The organism is Williamsia sp. 1135 (genome assembly GCF_002095395.1).
Taxonomy (GTDB): domain Bacteria; phylum Actinomycetota; class Actinomycetes; order Mycobacteriales; family Mycobacteriaceae; genus Williamsia.
The window spans coordinates 40,987-56,984 of sequence record NZ_MJEI01000103.1 but is presented as its reverse complement, the minus strand read 5'-3'; the positions used below and the strand labels follow the sequence as shown (position 1 = coordinate 56,984).

The following is a 15,998-nucleotide window of genomic DNA, read 5'->3' as shown; positions in this document are numbered from 1 at the left end:
CCGCACTGAAGAGGTCTCAGCTCGATAACACCGGTTACGGGTGCGTCGGCCGATCCCCAAGACCCTCCCCCACCTCCACACTCACCCAGCGGGCACTCATTCGTCCGAGGTGATGCGCGTCGAGGCCGCCGCGGGCAGCATCACATCCATGGGCCTCTTCAACCGATCACGCAACGACGTCCCCGCGCCGATCAAGTACCAGATGCGCGAGAAGCTTCTCTCCATCGGGGACGACTACTGGATCGAGAACAGTGCCGGCCAGAAAGTGTTCAAGGTCAACGGCAAAGCTGTTCGATTCCGCGAGACGTTCATCCTCGAAGACAGCAGAGGCGCTGAACTCGCCAAGATCCAGGAGCGCAAACTCAGCGTCCGCGACAAGATGCACATCCAGCGCGGCAGCTCCGAGGCCACGGTGCACAAGGCTCTCATCGGGATCCGGGACCGGTACACGATCAACCCCGACTCGGGACCGGACCTGAAGGCGAAGGGAAACTTCGTCGACCACGAATACGACATCGAGCGCGACGGCCACACCGTGGCGACGGTCTCCAAGAAGTGGTTCCGACTCCGCGACACCTACGGCGTCGAGATCAACGCAAACGAAGATCAGGCGTTCATCCTGGCCATCACCGTCTGCATCGACGAGCTCTCACACGACTGACGTCAGCGGTCCAAAGCCCTGATCAGTAGCCACTTCCTACGACACCGGCGGTCTACCGAGCTCCCACCACCATCCGCTCCGCGAGATCGGCATACGTCTTCGCGAGTCGCTCAGGGTCGCAATGTCGGGTCGACGGAAACCAGCGGCAGACATCCACGCACAGCGATGAGAGCGCCAGCACCACGTCGTCGGGATCGTCGATCTCGAACTCCCCTGACTTCTTGCCGCCATCCACGATCCCGGCGATGACCTCCGTCGTCTGTCGTCGGATCGCGACGATGGTCCGATAGTGCTCGGGCGTCAGCGCGTGCAGTTCGTACTGGACGACCCGTGCCACGTGGCGTTGTTCGGCCTGCCAACCGGCGAAGGCGGCGACGACCGCACGTAGTCGCGCGAGATGGTCAGCGGCCGGATCGTCGGCCCCTTGGAGTACCTGCAGAGCGGCCCGATGACCCTGGAGACTGATCGCGAACAGCAGCTCTTCCTTCGACCGATAATGCGGATACATCGCCGTCGCGCTCATGCCCAGACGTTTGGTGATCTCCCGCGTCGAGGTGCCGCCGTACCCCGACTCCGCGAAGGCCTCGACGGCTGCGCGCCGGATCCGCTCTGCCGCCGCGGAGTCCGACACCTGCTGGACCATGTGGCCTCCTTCCGCATTCAGGAATCTTGACGAAGATCGGTGCAGAGTGCATCCTAAGCGAGCGCTCATATATAAGCGAGCGCTAAGTTCTCCGCTCGAGCCCGCTCAACCGCAAGGACACCCATGGCCGTCTCACCGCTGTCCCGTCGTGACCTCGACTTCCTGCTGTACGAGTGGCTCGACGTCACTTCACTGACCTCCTTCGAGCGCTACACCGAACACTCGAAAGAGACGTTCGACGGAATCCTCGACCTGTGCGCCGACATCGCGATCAAACGATTTGCCCCTCATAACAAGAAGTCCGACCAGAACGAGCCGCGGATGGGTGGCGACGGCAAGGTCGTGATCATCGACGAGGTGGGCGCCGCCCTGGACGAGTTCGGCAAGGCCGGAATCGTCGCAGCCCAGTTCGACGAGTCTCTGGGTGGCATGCAACTGCCCACCGTCGTGGCCCGTGCGGCCATGGCCTGGTTCCAGGCGGCCAACGCCGCGACCGCGTCGTACCCGTTCCTCACGATGGCGAACGCCAACCTCCTTGTCGAGTACGGCACTCCAGAGCAGGTCGACACCTGGGTGAAGCCGATGCTCGAGGGCCGGTTCTTCGGGACCATGTGCCTCTCCGAGCCGCAGGCCGGGTCGTCGCTCGCCGACATCACCACCAAGGCGGAGCCCGCTGCCGACGGTTCCTACCGGATCACCGGAACCAAGATGTGGATTTCCGGCGGGGATCACGAATTGTCCGAGAACATCGTGCATCTCGTACTCGCCAAAGCGCCGGGAGGCGGTCCGGGCGTCAAGGGGATCTCCTTGTTCGTGGTGCCGAAGTTCCTTGCCGACGGCACTCGCAACGATGTGGCACTCGTCGGGCTCAATCACAAGATGGGCAACCGCGGCACCACCAACACCCTGCTGAACTTCGGCGACGGGACACACCATCCGGTGGCGGAGTCCGGCGCTGTCGGCTACCTCGTCGGCGATGAACATCGCGGCCTGAGCTACATGTTCAAGATGATGAACGAGGCCCGCATCGGTGTCGGATTCCTCGCCACCTCACTGGGTTACGCGGGATACCTGCAATCGCTCGACTATGCGAAGACCCGAACCCAGGGCCGTCCGGTGACGAACAAGGACCCGAACTCCGCACCCGTCGCGATCATCTCCCACCCTGATGTGAAGCGGATGCTCCTAGCCCAGAAGTCCTATGTAGAAGGCGCTTTGGCGCTGGGGCTCTACTGTTCACGGCTCGTCGACGAACAGCAGACCGCCACCGACCCGGCCGTCGCCGCACAGCGTCTCCTGCTGCTCGACGTGCTGACCCCGATCGCGAAGAGCTGGCCGTCGCAGTGGTGCCTCGAGGCCAACAATCTCGCGATACAGGTCCTCGGTGGATACGGCTACACCAAAGAGTTCGACGTCGAACAGCTCTACCGGGACAACCGCCTCAACCCGATTCACGAAGGCGCCCATGGGATTCATGGTCTCGACCTGCTCGGTCGCAAGGTCGTCATGCAAGGCGGCGCCGGACTGCAGCTTCTCGTCGAGACGATCTCCGCCACGATCGACCGTGCCGAGTCGGCCGAACCTGAGTACGCCGGCACGCTCCGCGCCGCCGTCGACCGCCTCGTCGAGGTCACCGGAACCCTCTGGTCTGCAGGCGATCCCGCAGTCAGCCTGGCGAACTCGACGGTGTATCTCGAAGCCACAGGACACGTGGTGATCGCCTGGATCTGGCTGGAGCAGCTGCTGGCGGCCGGCGAGAGCACCGGCGACTTCTATGACGGCAAACGCGCAGCGGCGCAGTACTTCTATCGGTACGAGTTGCCGAAGACCGGTCCGCAGTTCGACCTGCTGGCGAACCTGGATCGAACCACCCTCGACACGCCGGCCGCCTGGCTCTGATCCGACTGGTTCCCGACCCCAGAATTCGCGCCACCTGCCGCGATTCGCTCCTGTTGTACCCGGCGCGTATCGCAGCAGGTGGCGCGAACTTTGGGTGGTGAAGTCGTCAGGCGACGGGTCGCGTACGGACGTACATGTCGAGATCGGCCGTCAGCACGGTGGTGTCTCCGGTGGCGAGTACACCTTCGGTGACCACGAGGGCCCGACCCGGCTTGTCGAGGTCGACTTTCGTGACCTGCAACGAGCCGGTCAGTTCTTGGCCCGAGCGGACGGGGCTGCGGAACTGCACATCTCGCAACGTCCGCCCGGCGATGACGGCCCAGTGGTTGTAGGCACCGAGCACCGAGAGGCGCTGGAAGACAGCAAGGGTGTGGATGCCGCTGGCGATGACCTCACCGAAGTATCCGGCCTCTGCGACGGCGGTATCGGTATGGAAGCCTTGCGGATCCCATTGCTGCGCAAACGAGAGGATCTCGTCTCGGGTCACGAGATACGAACCGAGTTCGTACGTGTGACCTTCGACGAGATCCTCTGCGTAGAGCACGCTTGTTACAGCGCTTTGAGTTCTTCGATGACCAGGCCGACGGATTTCTTGGCGTCGCCGAAGAGCATCGAGGTGCCCGGAGCGGTGAACAGCGGGTTGTCGATGCCGGCGTAGCCCGAGGCCATACCGCGTTTGAGGACGATGACCGAGCGGGACTGGTCGACGTTCAAGATCGGCATCCCATGAATCGGGCTGCTGGGATCGTTGCGGGCGGCGGGGTTGGTGACGTCGTTGGCCCCGATGACCAGGGTGACATCGGTGCGGGAGAACTCCCCGTTGATGTCATCCATCTCCTTCATCGCGTCGTACTCGACATCAGCTTCGGCGAGAAGCACATTCATGTGTCCGGGCATCCGGCCGGCAACGGGGTGAATGGCGTACTTCACCTCCACGCCCTTCTCCTCCAGAATGCTCGCCATGTCCTTCACCGCGTGCTGAGCCTGCGCCACCGCGAGCCCATACCCGGGAACCACGATGACCTGGGAGGCGTACGCCATCTGGATCGCCGCATCGGCAGCGCTGGTGGCCTTGACGGTGCCCTGCTCGCCGGCCGGACCGGCCGCAGCAGCCCCACCGCCGCCACCGAACGACCCGAACACGATCGCCGGGATGGACCGGTTCATCGCTGTGGCCATCAGGTTGGTCAGAATGCTGCCCGACGCACCGACGATCATGCCGGCCACGATCATCGCGGTGTTGTTGAGCGCCAAACCCGCAGCCGCAGCCGACAAACCGGTCAACGCGTTCAGCAGCGAGATGACCACCGGCATGTCGGCGCCGCCGATCGGCAGCACCACGAACAACCCCATGATCGCGGCAGCGACGAGCACCAGCACGATCCACCACTGCGACGACCCCTCGCCCGGGGTGGCGTTGATGCCGATGAACACACACGCCGCGAGCGCGATGATCAGCAGCACGATGTTGGCGACCTGGAAGATCTTCGCGTTCTTCACGAACGCCTTCTCGACGTTCTTGTTCAGCAACTCCTGCAGCTTCAGGAACGCGATCAGCGACCCCCAGAACGACACCGAACCGATGATCGCCGCGAACAGCGACCCGATCACGATGTGAACGGTCGGGGATTCACCGTGCTTGAACTCCGAGAAACCTGCGGTCTCGATGAACTCCGACCACGCGATCAACGCCACCGTGCCGCCGCCGACACCATTGAACAACGCCACCAACTGCGGCATCGCCGTCATCTTCGTCCGCTTGGCCGGCGGCACACCCAAGATCACACCGATCGCCAAACCAGCGACGATCAGGATCCAGTTGATGGCGTAGGTGTCGCGGATCTCGATCAACGTCGCGATCACCGCGATACCCATACCGGTCGCGGCGATCCAGTTACCGCGCACCGCGGTCTTCGGTCCGGTCAACCCCGACAAACCGAGGATGAACATCGAAAACGCAACAATATAAAGAATATTGACCAAGTTGTTCACTTGCCGGCCTGCGCTTTCGGGTCAGCGGAATCAGCAGCAGCCACAGGGGCCTTCTTGCTCTTGAACATGCCCAACATCCGGTCGGTGACCAAGAACCCACCCACCACATTCAGGGTTCCGAAGATCAACGCCACGAACGCGATGATCCGCACACCCCACGGCGCATCATCAGGCAACCGGCCCAGCACCAACAGCGCACCCAGCACCACGATGCCGTGGATGGCGTTCGTCCCCGACATCAACGGCGTATGCAAGGTGTTGGGCACCTTGGAAATGACCGCGAAGCCGACAAAACCCGCCAACACCAAAATCGCGATATTCGCGAGTAAACCCGTATACATCTTTAGGCACCTGCCCTCTCGGTTTCGCGCGTCACACACGCCGCGGCCAATACCTCGTCAGAAAAGTCCGGCGCGAAATTGCCGTCGTCATCGAGCGCGAGTTCGATCAACGCCAAAATGTTCTTCGCGTACAACTCGCTGGCATGCTCAGGCATCCCCGCGGGCAGATTGAGCGGGCTGCAGATCAGCACGTCATGCTTGATCACATTCTCACCGGGCTCGGTCAGCTCACAGTTGCCGCCGGTCTCACCGGCCAGATCCACCACGACACTGCCGGGCTTCATACCGTCGACCGCGGCGGCGGTCACCAGCCGCGGCGCCGGACGACCGGGCACCAACGCCGTCGTGATCACCACATCAAAGCTCTTGATCGCGTCCTCGAGAGCCTGCTGCTGCTTCGCCCGCTCTTCCTCGGTCAACTCGCGGGCATAGCCACCTTCACCGGCCGCGTCGATACCGAGATCGAGCCACTGGCCGCCCACCGACTTGACCTGCTCGGCCACCTCCGGCCGCACGTCATAACCAGTGGTGCGCGCACCCAGACGCTTGGCTGTGGCCAACGCCTGCAAACCCGCGACGCCGACTCCGAGGACCAGCACCGTCGCCGGCTTGACCGTTCCGGCGGCCGTGGTGAGCATCGGGAAAAAGCGGGTCGACTTCTCCGCCGCCAAGATCACGGCCTTGTAGCCCGAGACGTTGCCCTGCGAGGACAACGCATCCATCGACTGCGCACGAGAAATACGCGGGATCGCCTCCACCGCGAACGCCTGCACCCCGGCCGCCTTCAAAGCGCCGATCTGATTCTCCTGATTACGCGGCGCCAAGAACCCGATCAACGACGAACCCGACGACAGCTTCCCGATCTCGGCATCGGTGGGTGCATCGACCTTCACCACCACATCAGCCGACCACGCATCACCAATCGACGCACCAGCATCGACATACAACTGATCAGGGATCAACGCAGCCTCACCCGCGCCCGACTCCACAACAACCGGTACGCCCTTGTTCACCAGCGTCGCGACCACCTTCGGCACCAACGCCACCCGGTTCTCCCCAGCTGTCGTTTCACGCACGACACCCACACTCATACAAGCTCCCTCGTCATGGGTATGGGTGGGCAACCGAGCGTGCGCTCTGGTGCCCACCCCTAAATAGCCTGATGTGGCGCACGACACGCGTGCGCCACATCACTGCGTTGGAACATAGCATGCGTAGCAGGGTGGTCATGGTGTTGAACTCGACACACTCAGCAGTTACAGACACCCGCACCGGAGCAGATGGCCACGTACGTTTGCGCAGTACAAACGGCTGATCTCAGACTAGAACTGGACTGCCGTGATCACTTCGCCGGTCGGCTGAGGAGATCCGCCATCGGGTTCGATGGTGATGCCCAGCTTGTCGGAGCCCGTCAGGTCGTCGAGTGCGATCACCTGACGCCCGGGGTCGCCCTGCATCAGGCCCACAGACGTCGGATCGTGCGAATCCCCGAGCAGCCACATCTGGTACGTCTGACCGGTCGGGGTCGGCGGCAGACCGTCGGCGAACACCACCGCGGTGTTCGCCTCGCGGGACGCCGCGACGGTGACGTTTCCGCCGCCAACAGCATCCTGCCGAAGTTGCATATCGGGTGCGCTGAGCACCTTGCTCGTGTCCTGCTCGAGCTCGCTGGCGACAGGAGCACCCGTGTCCGGAGCGGTCACCCTGCCGACGAGCACGCCACCGATGATGAGCATGAGGGCAGCAGCCACCGAGCCGACGGCGAGGCTGATGGGACGACGACGGGCAGCGAGGTCGATGACGTTGTTCGACGGGCTGACGGCCTTGTCGGGGTCCACGCCATCGGTGGACCGGTCAAAACCCGGCGGCTCCAGCGGCTGCGACGACAGGCTGGCAAGCAACTGCTCCCGGATCTGCGGGGGTGGCGGGGTCGCGACCTGGACGGTCATCTTCGCCAGCGCCTCACGGGTACGGGACACCTCGTGCCGGTACCTGCGCTGCTCGGCTACCGTCTCGCGGGCGATCTCGACCTCGATCCGGTCGATCTCGGTGTCGTCGAGCGCACCCACCGCGTAGAGCTCGATGTGCTCATCGAGCCAGCTGTGTTCAGCCATTGGGGTTCGCCTCCAAGCAAGTCTTGAGGCGGCGGAGGCCGTCGCGGATACGGGACTTGATCGTGGGTAGGGCGGCGTCCAAACGCTCCGCGACCTGCCGGTAGGTCAGGCCACCATAGTAAGACAATTCGATGCTCTGTCGCTGGGTGGCGGTGAGGCTGCCCAGGCAGAACATCACGTCCGAGCGTTCCTCTTCGGCGATCACCGAGTCGGCGACAGTGTCGCCCGGCGCCTCGAAGTTGGATACCGAGTAGTCGTTCGAGCGCTTGCCCGCGGCCTCTTCACTCCGTACCCGGTCCACGGCACGGCGATGGGCGATGGTCAGCATCCAGCTCAGCGCTGACCCGGCCGACGGGTCGAACCCGCCCGCCTTCTGCCAGATCTGCAGATATACCTCTTGCAGCGTCTCTTCGGCGTAACCACGATCGCGTAGTACGCGAAGGATGAGCCCGAAAACTCGGGCGCCCGTCGCGTCATACAACTCAGCAAAGGCCTGTCGATCATGGCCGGCCGTCCTGATCAGCAGATCGGTCAGATCCACCTGTGCTTCGGGGATTCGGTCGGTCACATCCATAACACTAGCGATAGTCATCAGAACACCTACTCAATCCGGAACACTCGGTTGTGCCAGCCGGTCGCTCCATCGGGAATGGGAGCAACCCTCTCCTCGGGTTGCACCGCCCCGGTCACATCGGTGGCGCGACAATAGACAGTGTGTTGTCCTGCGGTTGCGGGCCAGGTCCAGAACCATTGCCGCCAGGTGTCATTCGTGTACTCGGGAGCCAGGGTCGCGACGTTCCACGGCCCCTTGTCCACCCGCACCTCGACCTTGGCGATCCCGCGGTGCTGCGCCCACGCGGTGCCCGCGATGACCACATCCCCGACAGGATGCCTGGAGAGTCCCTCGGGCCTGTCGATCCGCGATGCTGTCTTGATCGGCCCCTTCACGCCCCAGTTCCGTTTCGTCCAGTAGGCCTCGGCCTTGTCGAACCTGGTGATCTCCCAGTCGACCACCCACTTGCAGGCCGAGACGTATCCGTACAGGCCCGGGACCACTTGCCTCACGGGATACCCGTGCTCGAGTGGTAGCGGCTCACCGTTCATCCCGATGACGAGCATCGCGTCACGGCCATCGGTGATGTCGTCGAGCGGAGTGCCTGAGGTCCAGCCGTCGACGCTGGTGGAGAAGAGCATGTCGGCGTCATCCTGCACGCCGGCGCGCTCGAGGATCGTCTTCATCGGGTAGCCGATCCAGCGGGCGGTGCCCGCCAGATTGCCGCCAACCTCATTCGAGACACAGGTGAGGGTGATGATCTTCTCCTCGGCCTGCATGTCCATCAGGTCGTCCCAATCGAGGGTGATCTCGTTGTCGACCATTCCGTGGATCCGGAGTTTCCACTCGCCGGTCGTCAGCTTCGGAACCTGGAGCGCGGTGTCGATGCGATAGAAGTCGGCGTTGTTCGTCATGAAGGGCGTGATGCCCTCGATCTCGACCTCGGTACCCGCTGGGATCGGTGCTGCGGCCCGGCTCGGCCGCGGCAGCCGGACTCGCTTCCGGTCGGCGACGACATCGCCCATCGTCGACACCTGCCTCCCGATGAATGCTCCGGCCACCGAGACGGCCGCGATCACACCCGCAGCGACACCGAACTGCCTTCTCGACAGATCGCGGTTCCCATCGGACTGCGGCTTCTCTGTCGACGCGTCGCCGTTCGGATCGGTCTCTTGCCGGGTAGCCGAACCCCTCACCCGTCCACCCGACGAAGAACCGCTCCACAAGAAACCACGCAGACCGCGAAGGACCAGAATTCCCACCACCGCAGCAACCAATGACGGTGCGGCATACCACATGTCAGACGTCGGTCGATGAAGCGCGGCCAGGACTCCAAAGGCCCCGAAAGCCACGATCAGCGCAGACCCGACCGGTACGGTGCGGCGTTCGGCGATACCCGCGATGATCGCGAGCACCACTACGGCAATCGCTATGCCCCACAACAGAACCGGTTTGTCGTTGGTACCGAACGTGTCGATGGCGAACTCGCGCACCGGGGCCGGCGCCCGATCCACCAGGAAAGAACCCACTGCATAGAACGGGGAGGCATAGGATGAGACGGCGGCTGCCGTCACCTCACCGGCAGCAAGCCCGGCACCCACGGCAATCAGGCCCGCGAGCCCGTTGCGTGCCGTCGCTGCTGTTCGCATTTCCTCAGCCCTTCAAAGATCTCGATTGGGTAACGCACTGGCAAGTGTTGATAACGAAGGGGATTCGGAGTCGTCGGCATTCCGGATGGTTCGGTGAACTCGGCAAAATTCTTTTCGATCCATACCCATCCGCTCGGCGGACAGCTCCGAACCTGCAGTGATCGACCAAGTGATCGGCAGAAACCGGAGCTCGAGTCAGAGCAACGGCACCGTCGCCCACACCGTGCAGAAGACCGACAGCAATCGATAGGACAGCGAACATGGCTCTCAAACGTATTCAGCGCATCGCGGTAACAGTGGCAAGCGTTGGCTTGGCAATCGGCCTCGTGGCAGGTTGTTCGGACGACAGCTCCGACTCCTCTTCGTCCAGTGCCGCGACGTCGGCACCCATGACTTCTTCCGAGATGTCCTCGGATTCAAGCACTTCGATGGAGCCCGCCACCCTGGTCGGACCCGGTTGTGCGGCATACGCCGAGGCAAACCCGACCGGCGCAGGATCGGTTGACGGAATGGCTGCCGATCCGGTTGCCACCGCCGCGAGCAACAACCCGATGCTCAAGACCCTGACCGCAGCGGTGTCGGGCGGACTCAACCCTGACGTCAACCTGGTGGACACCCTGAACGGCGGCGAGTTCACGGTCTTCGCCCCGACCGACGATGCCTTCGCCAAGCTCCCCCCGGCGACCGTCGAGTCCCTCAAGACCGACAGCGCGACCCTGACCAAGATCCTGACCTACCACGTTGTCCCGGGCCAGCTCACCCCTGAGCAGGTCATCGGAGACCACGCGACCGTCGAAGGTGGCACCGTGACCGTCGCCGGCCCGGTCGACACCCTCAAGGTCCAGGACGCGTCTGTCGTCTGTGGCGGTGTGAAAACCGCCAACGCAACCGTCTACCTCATCGACACGGTGCTGACGCCTCCGGCCGCGTAATCCGCGACTGCGAGAATCAGCATCTGGGGTAGATCAAGACTCGGGTCGGGGCGGTACACCCCCCCGACCGACCGTCCCGGCTCGAGTCGCTCCTTTGATACAGCAAAGATAGAAGTTGTCGCCCCGGCCACCGGCCGGGGCGACAACACATTTTGGGGGGTCCTGCCATATCGTGGTGGGTGTGACGGTAGGCCCGGTCCCCGGAGACGCGATCGAGACCGCTGAGGCGGCTCAAGATCCTGCCCGGCGGCAATTTCTCGTCGAACTACTTCGTAAGCCCTTGTCGACCCAGGTCTTGCGTTTTTGTGCTGTAGGCATCCTCTGCACGACGGCGTACGCATTGATGTACCTGTCGCTTCATCCACTGATGGGCGCTCAGGCAGCGAACTTCGTGTCGATGCTCATCGCAGCCATTCTCAACACCGCGGCCAACCGCGCGTTCACCTTTGCGCTGCGCGGTAGTCATCGACTGCTGGTGCATCACGTGCAAGGCATCTTGGTGTTCGGCTTCGGCGCAGCACTCAGCGCACTGTCATTGATGGCGTTGCACCAGATCTCTGAGCACCCCTCGAGCCGCCTCGAGCTGGTAGTGCTGATGACGGTCAACCTGATCGCCACCGCAGTCAGGTTTCTGACCTTCCGTCATGTGTTCGTTCGCGCCCGACGACGCCAGCTCGCCCAGGAAGAAGTGTCGGTCTCCCGATAGCGTGGCTCAGCGTGCCGCCGCGTGGCGTCCCGCCCGCCGACCGAAGAACGACCCCTCACCCAGCTGGGTGCCGCTCGCGTAACCCTTACCGTCCTGGGCGATGTTCGCAGCCCCGGCACCCGCCGCGTAGAGACCCGGCACCACGTCTCTTGCCTCCGTGAGGACCTCACCGTCGACCGACGTCGCCACGCCGCCCATCGTGAAACCCGCGTACATGGCCTTGCCCAGCGAGAGGTCGAACGCACCCCACGGGCCGCTGTTCTGCGGCGCAAGCCATTCCGGCCGCTTGTTGAAGTCGGGATCCTCGCCCCGGGCGGCGTTGTCGTTGTAGCGGTCGAGCGACTTCGCCAGGTTCCCCGTCGGAATCCCCAGTGCCGACTCCATCTCTGCGACTGTCTCCCAGCCGTCGATGAGCGGTGCGAGAGGGAACTCCGGTCGCTCCAGGTGCTCCTCGTCGACGATCAGATAGGCGATGGCGTCTGGTTGCTCCATGACGAACGCCGAGGTCCGTGAATGATACGAATCCTCGTTGACGAATCTGTTCCCGTCCTTGTTGACGGCAATGCCGGTCAGCAGGATCGACGGAGGATAGATGGGGGCCGTGACGAAGGGCTGGTCCATGTGTTTGAGTGCGGCGCCAACGGATGCGCCGAGGCGGATACCGAGCCCGTCGTCGTACGTACTGCCCAGCGTGTACGGCTTCTCGGACATCTGCGGAACGAACTCGGCGACCATCGATTCGTTCATCACGAAGCCGCCCGCCGCGATGATCACGGACTTCGCCTTGATGAAGCCGGTGTCTTGCAGTCGCTTCCACTTCACCCCGACCACGGCACCGGACTCATCGACGACCAGGTTGCGGGCACCTGTCTCGTACCGGATCTCGGTACCCAACTCCGCGAGGCGTTTGACGAGCAGATCGACCACCAGGCCGGCACCGCCGAGGTCGCCCTTCACAGGGACCTTGTGCCCACGGGGAGCGGGAACGGCTTGTTCACAGAACGGCCAGACCTTCTCGTTCCCGGTGTACATCAGGCCCTGTGTCTCGGGCTGGATGACGGCCTTCTCGGGGTAGTAGCTGCGCTCGAACTCGAACCCCAGCGACTCGAGCCAGTCGAAGTGCTCGACGCTGCCGTGGCTGTACGCGTGGATCTTCTCGGGTTCGGGGTCGCGCGAGACGGCGAGCAGATACTTTTCCATCTCCTCGGGCGAATCGTCATGGCCGGTCGCCTTCTGCACGGCGGTCCCGCCACCGAGGTAGAAGTGACCGCCCGCCATCGACGAGGTGCCACCGGCGACGGCAGCGCGTTCGAGGACGAGCACCCGGGCCCCGTCGGAGGCAGCCGCCACCGCGGCGCTGCCACCGGAGACACCGCATCCGACCACCAGGACGTCGACCTCATCGGTCCACGCGTCGACGTCCGACACGGGCACTACCTCGGGCAACTCTGCCTTCATCACATTTCCTCACTGACGCGACCCAAACTAGAACTCGTTCTAATTTAGGCCATATCAGCGATGAGTGCCATGGCCTTGCACTGATCGGCCAAAGTCATCGTCGACTGGTTGAACTCCCAGTGCACCTCGTCGGCACCGAGAGCCAGGGCCCGGCCAAAGTCAGCGGACAGCGTCTCGGCGAACCTCTCGAGAGCATGATCGCGCCGGTCCCGAATCGGATTGAGTCGCAGCGCGATCGGGCCACCCCCTCCCGCCTCACGGTATCCCCGGACGGCATCGCGGGCGGCATCCCAGCAGGTCACCGGGAACATGAAGCCGTCTGCGATCGCAGCGGCCTGCGCAATCCCGTCCGGGGTCACCGCGGCGATGAACACCGGGAGCGGATCTTGAAGGGGCTTGGGTTCGACCCAACTCGATCTCAGATCGTAGAAGTCCCCGGCATGAGACACCGGCCCCTTCCGCCAGCACTCGCGCATCAGCTCCAAGTGCTCCGCGAATTGCCTTCCTCGCGAGGACATCGCCACCCCTGCGGCCTCGTGCTCGTGCGGCGTCCATCCCTGGCCGATGCCGACCAGTAACCTGCCCCCGCTGAGCCGGTCGAGGGTCCCCAGCCGGCGAGCAAGCGCCACGGGGGGCTGGAACAGCGAGTGGACCACCGTCGTCGCCAGCCGGACGCGAGTCGTATGCGCCGCCGCCCAGGTGAGCACCTCGATCGGATCCCAGACGGGCATCGGCAGCTGACAGGGCCTTCCGACGGGGCCCGGGTCGGCGGGCAGCAGCAGCCGATCGGTGGCAGACACGCCATCGAGGCCCAGGTCATCGGCGGTGCGGGCGATGACAGACACCGACTCGGGACCGGCCAGCGGGCCAAATGTCGGCAGACCGACACCGCGGCGAGGTGCCGCCATCGAGGTACCTCCTACCGGTCCATGTGGTTCACGTTCACCCCTATGGACCAGGGCGCAGGTGACAACTCATCGCCGGGTAGGGCTCAGATGTGTTCGGAGATCAACACCGCACTGCAGTCCGGGACCAACGCCTTGAAGATGTGCGGAAGGTCCCCGGGGTAGCTGACGTAGTCACCGGGCTCGAGTTCGACCGGCTCATCGGTCAAACCGACCAGAGCCCGCCCGGCGCTGAGCACCACGTGCTCCACCACACCGGTCGCATGCGGATCGGCTTCGCGCGGCTCACCGGGCTGCGCCGTGATGAGGTAGATGTCGCGACGGGCGTTCGGCGGGCACGTGGCCAGCAAGGTGGCCAGGTAATTCGACCGTTCCGAGAAGACTCCGGGACCCTCACCTGCGCGGATCACCTGCACGCGCGGCATCGGCGGCTGTACCAGGTGCGCGAAGGGAACATTCAGTGCCGTACTGAGCGCCCACAGCGTCTCCACACTCGGGTTACCGTTGCCCGCCTCGAGGCTCGACAGAGTGGATTTGGCGACCCCGGCTCGCCGCGCGACCTCGGCGAGCGACAGCCCGGTGCGTTTTCGTTCTCGTTGCAGTGCTGTCGCGATCGCCTGCAATGGTGCGCCACTCATGTCGTCGAACCCCTCGATCGTTGCGTTCGACACAGACTACCGTTCGTTCGGCTTGACGAACGCGCACGACGTGGTCCATTATTTTGGTCATGCGTTCGATATGGCGAACACTCGATCCCCAGCTCACCCGCGACATCGCTCTGGTGTGCGCGGCGATCTCGGTTGTCGGCCTCTCCTTCGGCGCGATCGCCGTCAGCAGTGGTCTCCCCTTGTGGATGCCGCTGCTGATGTCGGTCGTTGTTTTCGCGGGGGCATCACAGTTCGCGTTCGTCGCCATCATCGCCGCCGGTGGAGGCATCGTCGCTGCCGTGTCGGCCGGACTACTCGCGAATGCTCGGCACATCCTGTTCGGGTTCTCGCTCGGCGACGTCCTCGGTACCTCACTCGCGAGCAGGCTCGTCGGATCACATCTGATGGTCGATGAATCCGTCGCGTTCACCCTGTCCAAAAGCTCGTCGCACGAACGTCGTTCGGTCTACTGGCTCTGCGGGGGCGGTCTTTTCGTCTCATGGAACCTGGGCGTGCTGGTCGGCGCGCTCGGCGGGACACTGGTCAGCGATACCGACGCGTTCGGGCTCGATGCCGCATTCCCGGCGGTACTGCTCGCCCTGATCCTGCCGTCGCTCAAAGAGCGCGTGACCCGTCGCGCAGCGGGCGTCGGAGCCGTGATCGCGGTCGGGGTCTCGCCGTTGCTGCCCGCCGGCGTCCCGATCCTGCTGGCGTTGTCGGCACTGGTGCTGACCATGCCCCTCCGGCGTCCGAGACGGGTGATCCACTCATGACCACGTCGGTCCCGGTCCTGCTCGCGGGCATTGCCGCACTGGCCGTCGGCACATATGCATTCCGGTTCGCCGGACCGGTGCTCGCCGCGCGGTGGACACTGCCGGACCGCCTGCAACAGCTCACCTCCGCCGGCACCGTCGTCCTCCTCGCCGCGCTGGTCGCCACCGCGACGTTCACCGACGGCGGCGACATCGCAACCCCGGCGAGGATTCTCGGCGTCACCGTCGGCGGTGTCCTCGCGTGGCGGAAAGTACCGTTCGTCGTCGTGGTGCTGGCCGCAGCCGGCACCGCTGCGTTGCTGCGACTGGCCGGCATGCCCTGAGACGTTACGGGTCTCAGACCCCTAGCCAGGTGAGAACATCTTTCGTGACCGGGTCGGTGATATCGGAGTATTCGGGATGCTTCTTGAGGTATGCCGCCACCAGCGGGCACACCCCTACGATCCGTTTACCCTGCGCACGAACATCATCGAGAGCCTCCTTCACCAGGATGGTCGCCAGCCCGCGGCCACCGAAGGCTTCGTCGACCTCTGTGTGATAGAAAACGCGCTGATCTGACCCTGCTGCGGTCCGATCCGCGTACTGGGTGAACCCGGCGACCTGACCCTCCACCGAGACCGTGTACCGGCGCTCCGCCGGATCCGGCGCCACGATGACCGCGGCACCTGTCTTGTCCGTCAATGCCTCACTGTTTTGCGTCATGCCTGCTCAACCGCCTTTTGTTT

Annotated in this window: 18 protein-coding genes; 6 read left to right on the top strand and 12 right to left on the bottom strand. The window is 64.0% G+C overall.

From position 1 onward, the window contains the following. The first annotated feature begins 148 nt into the window (after positions 1-148). Positions 149-661, top strand: coding sequence for an LURP-one-related family protein (locus BFL43_RS21650; RefSeq protein ID WP_084894852.1), 513 nt, complete (start codon positions 149-151; stop codon positions 659-661). A 52-nt stretch (positions 662-713) separates the two neighbouring features. On the opposite strand, the gene BFL43_RS21645 is transcribed toward BFL43_RS21650, so the two are convergent. Continuing rightward, a complete protein-coding gene (locus BFL43_RS21645; protein ID WP_084894650.1) occupies positions 714-1,304 on the bottom strand; it encodes a TetR/AcrR family transcriptional regulator in 591 nt (196 codons plus the stop codon). Between the two features lie 123 nt (positions 1,305-1,427). Between BFL43_RS21645 and BFL43_RS21640 the strand changes: the two genes are divergently transcribed. Next, positions 1,428-3,203: an acyl-CoA dehydrogenase gene (locus tag BFL43_RS21640; protein WP_084894648.1), complete on the top strand. Its 1,776-nt coding sequence runs from the start codon at positions 1,428-1,430 to the stop codon at positions 3,201-3,203. 106 nt (positions 3,204-3,309) lie between these two features. On the opposite strand, the gene BFL43_RS21635 is transcribed toward BFL43_RS21640, so the two are convergent. From BFL43_RS21635 to BFL43_RS21605, 7 genes are all read right to left on the bottom strand, one after another. Then, on the bottom strand, positions 3,310-3,747 hold the full coding sequence (locus BFL43_RS21635; RefSeq protein ID WP_084894646.1) for a MaoC/PaaZ C-terminal domain-containing protein: 438 nt from the start codon (positions 3,745-3,747) through the stop codon (positions 3,310-3,312). A gap of 5 nt (positions 3,748-3,752) precedes the next feature. Further along, positions 3,753-5,195: an NAD(P)(+) transhydrogenase (Re/Si-specific) subunit beta gene (locus BFL43_RS21630; protein ID WP_084894644.1), complete on the bottom strand. Its 1,443-nt coding sequence runs from the start codon at positions 5,193-5,195 to the stop codon at positions 3,753-3,755. Next, positions 5,192-5,536 carry an NAD(P) transhydrogenase subunit alpha gene (locus BFL43_RS21625; protein ID WP_084894642.1) on the bottom strand — a complete coding sequence of 115 codons (345 nt, stop codon included), beginning with the start codon at positions 5,534-5,536 and terminating at the stop codon, positions 5,192-5,194. The genes BFL43_RS21630 and BFL43_RS21625 overlap by 4 nt, the downstream gene beginning before the upstream one ends. Positions 5,537-5,538: 2 nt before the next feature. Next, entirely contained in the window at positions 5,539-6,627 is a 1,089-nt protein-coding gene (locus BFL43_RS21620; protein ID WP_084894640.1) for a Re/Si-specific NAD(P)(+) transhydrogenase subunit alpha, read from the bottom strand. Between the two features lie 231 nt (positions 6,628-6,858). Continuing rightward, the gene (locus tag BFL43_RS21615; protein ID WP_084894638.1) at positions 6,859-7,650 is read right to left on the bottom strand and encodes an anti-sigma factor; all 792 of its coding nucleotides are present in this window, start codon (positions 7,648-7,650) and stop codon (positions 6,859-6,861) included. After that, positions 7,643-8,224 (bottom strand): ECF RNA polymerase sigma factor SigK, encoded by a 582-nt coding sequence (sigK, locus tag BFL43_RS21610; protein ID WP_084839468.1) that lies wholly within the window; start codon positions 8,222-8,224, stop codon positions 7,643-7,645. The genes BFL43_RS21615 and sigK overlap by 8 nt, the downstream gene beginning before the upstream one ends. Before the next feature lie 26 nt (positions 8,225-8,250). Beyond that, positions 8,251-9,852 carry a molybdopterin-dependent oxidoreductase gene (locus tag BFL43_RS21605; protein ID WP_084894636.1) on the bottom strand — a complete coding sequence of 534 codons (1,602 nt, stop codon included), beginning with the start codon at positions 9,850-9,852 and terminating at the stop codon, positions 8,251-8,253. Between the two features lie 260 nt (positions 9,853-10,112). On the opposite strand from BFL43_RS21605, the gene BFL43_RS21600 reads away from it, so the two are divergent. After that, positions 10,113-10,784, top strand: a complete 672-nt coding sequence (locus BFL43_RS21600) for a fasciclin domain-containing protein (protein WP_084894634.1) — start codon at positions 10,113-10,115, stop codon at positions 10,782-10,784. 181 nt (positions 10,785-10,965) lie between these two features. Then, positions 10,966-11,490 carry a GtrA family protein gene (locus BFL43_RS21595; protein WP_240498409.1) on the top strand — a complete coding sequence of 175 codons (525 nt, stop codon included), beginning with the start codon at positions 10,966-10,968 and terminating at the stop codon, positions 11,488-11,490. Positions 11,491-11,496: 6 nt separating this feature from the next. Here BFL43_RS21595 and BFL43_RS21590 read toward each other — a convergent pair whose 3' ends face one another. The 3 genes from BFL43_RS21590 to BFL43_RS21580 all read right to left on the bottom strand — a co-directional run bounded on the left by BFL43_RS21590 (position 11,497) and on the right by BFL43_RS21580 (position 14,491). Beyond that, entirely contained in the window at positions 11,497-12,948 is a 1,452-nt protein-coding gene (locus BFL43_RS21590) for an FAD-binding protein (RefSeq protein WP_084894630.1), read from the bottom strand. Between the two features lie 44 nt (positions 12,949-12,992). Further along, complete coding sequence (locus BFL43_RS21585) at positions 12,993-13,856, bottom strand: LLM class flavin-dependent oxidoreductase (protein WP_084894627.1); 864 nt, start codon at positions 13,854-13,856, stop codon at positions 12,993-12,995. 83 nt (positions 13,857-13,939) lie between these two features. Next, a complete protein-coding gene (locus BFL43_RS21580; protein WP_084894850.1) occupies positions 13,940-14,491 on the bottom strand; it encodes an XRE family transcriptional regulator in 552 nt (183 codons plus the stop codon). An 89-nt stretch (positions 14,492-14,580) separates the two neighbouring features. Here BFL43_RS21580 and BFL43_RS21575 point away from each other — a divergent pair, with 89 nt between their 5' ends. Together BFL43_RS21575 and BFL43_RS21570 are read left to right on the top strand one after the other, a co-directional pair. After that, positions 14,581-15,273: an AzlC family ABC transporter permease gene (locus BFL43_RS21575; protein WP_084894848.1), complete on the top strand. Its 693-nt coding sequence runs from the start codon at positions 14,581-14,583 to the stop codon at positions 15,271-15,273. Continuing rightward, complete coding sequence (locus BFL43_RS21570) at positions 15,270-15,596, top strand: AzlD domain-containing protein (protein WP_084894625.1); 327 nt, start codon at positions 15,270-15,272, stop codon at positions 15,594-15,596. Before BFL43_RS21575 ends, BFL43_RS21570 begins: the two co-directional genes overlap by 4 nt. Positions 15,597-15,609: 13 nt before the next feature. Here BFL43_RS21570 and BFL43_RS21565 read toward each other — a convergent pair whose 3' ends face one another. Further along, positions 15,610-15,975, bottom strand: coding sequence for a GNAT family N-acetyltransferase (locus tag BFL43_RS21565; RefSeq protein ID WP_084894623.1), 366 nt, complete (start codon positions 15,973-15,975; stop codon positions 15,610-15,612). Positions 15,976-15,998 lie beyond the last annotated feature (23 nt).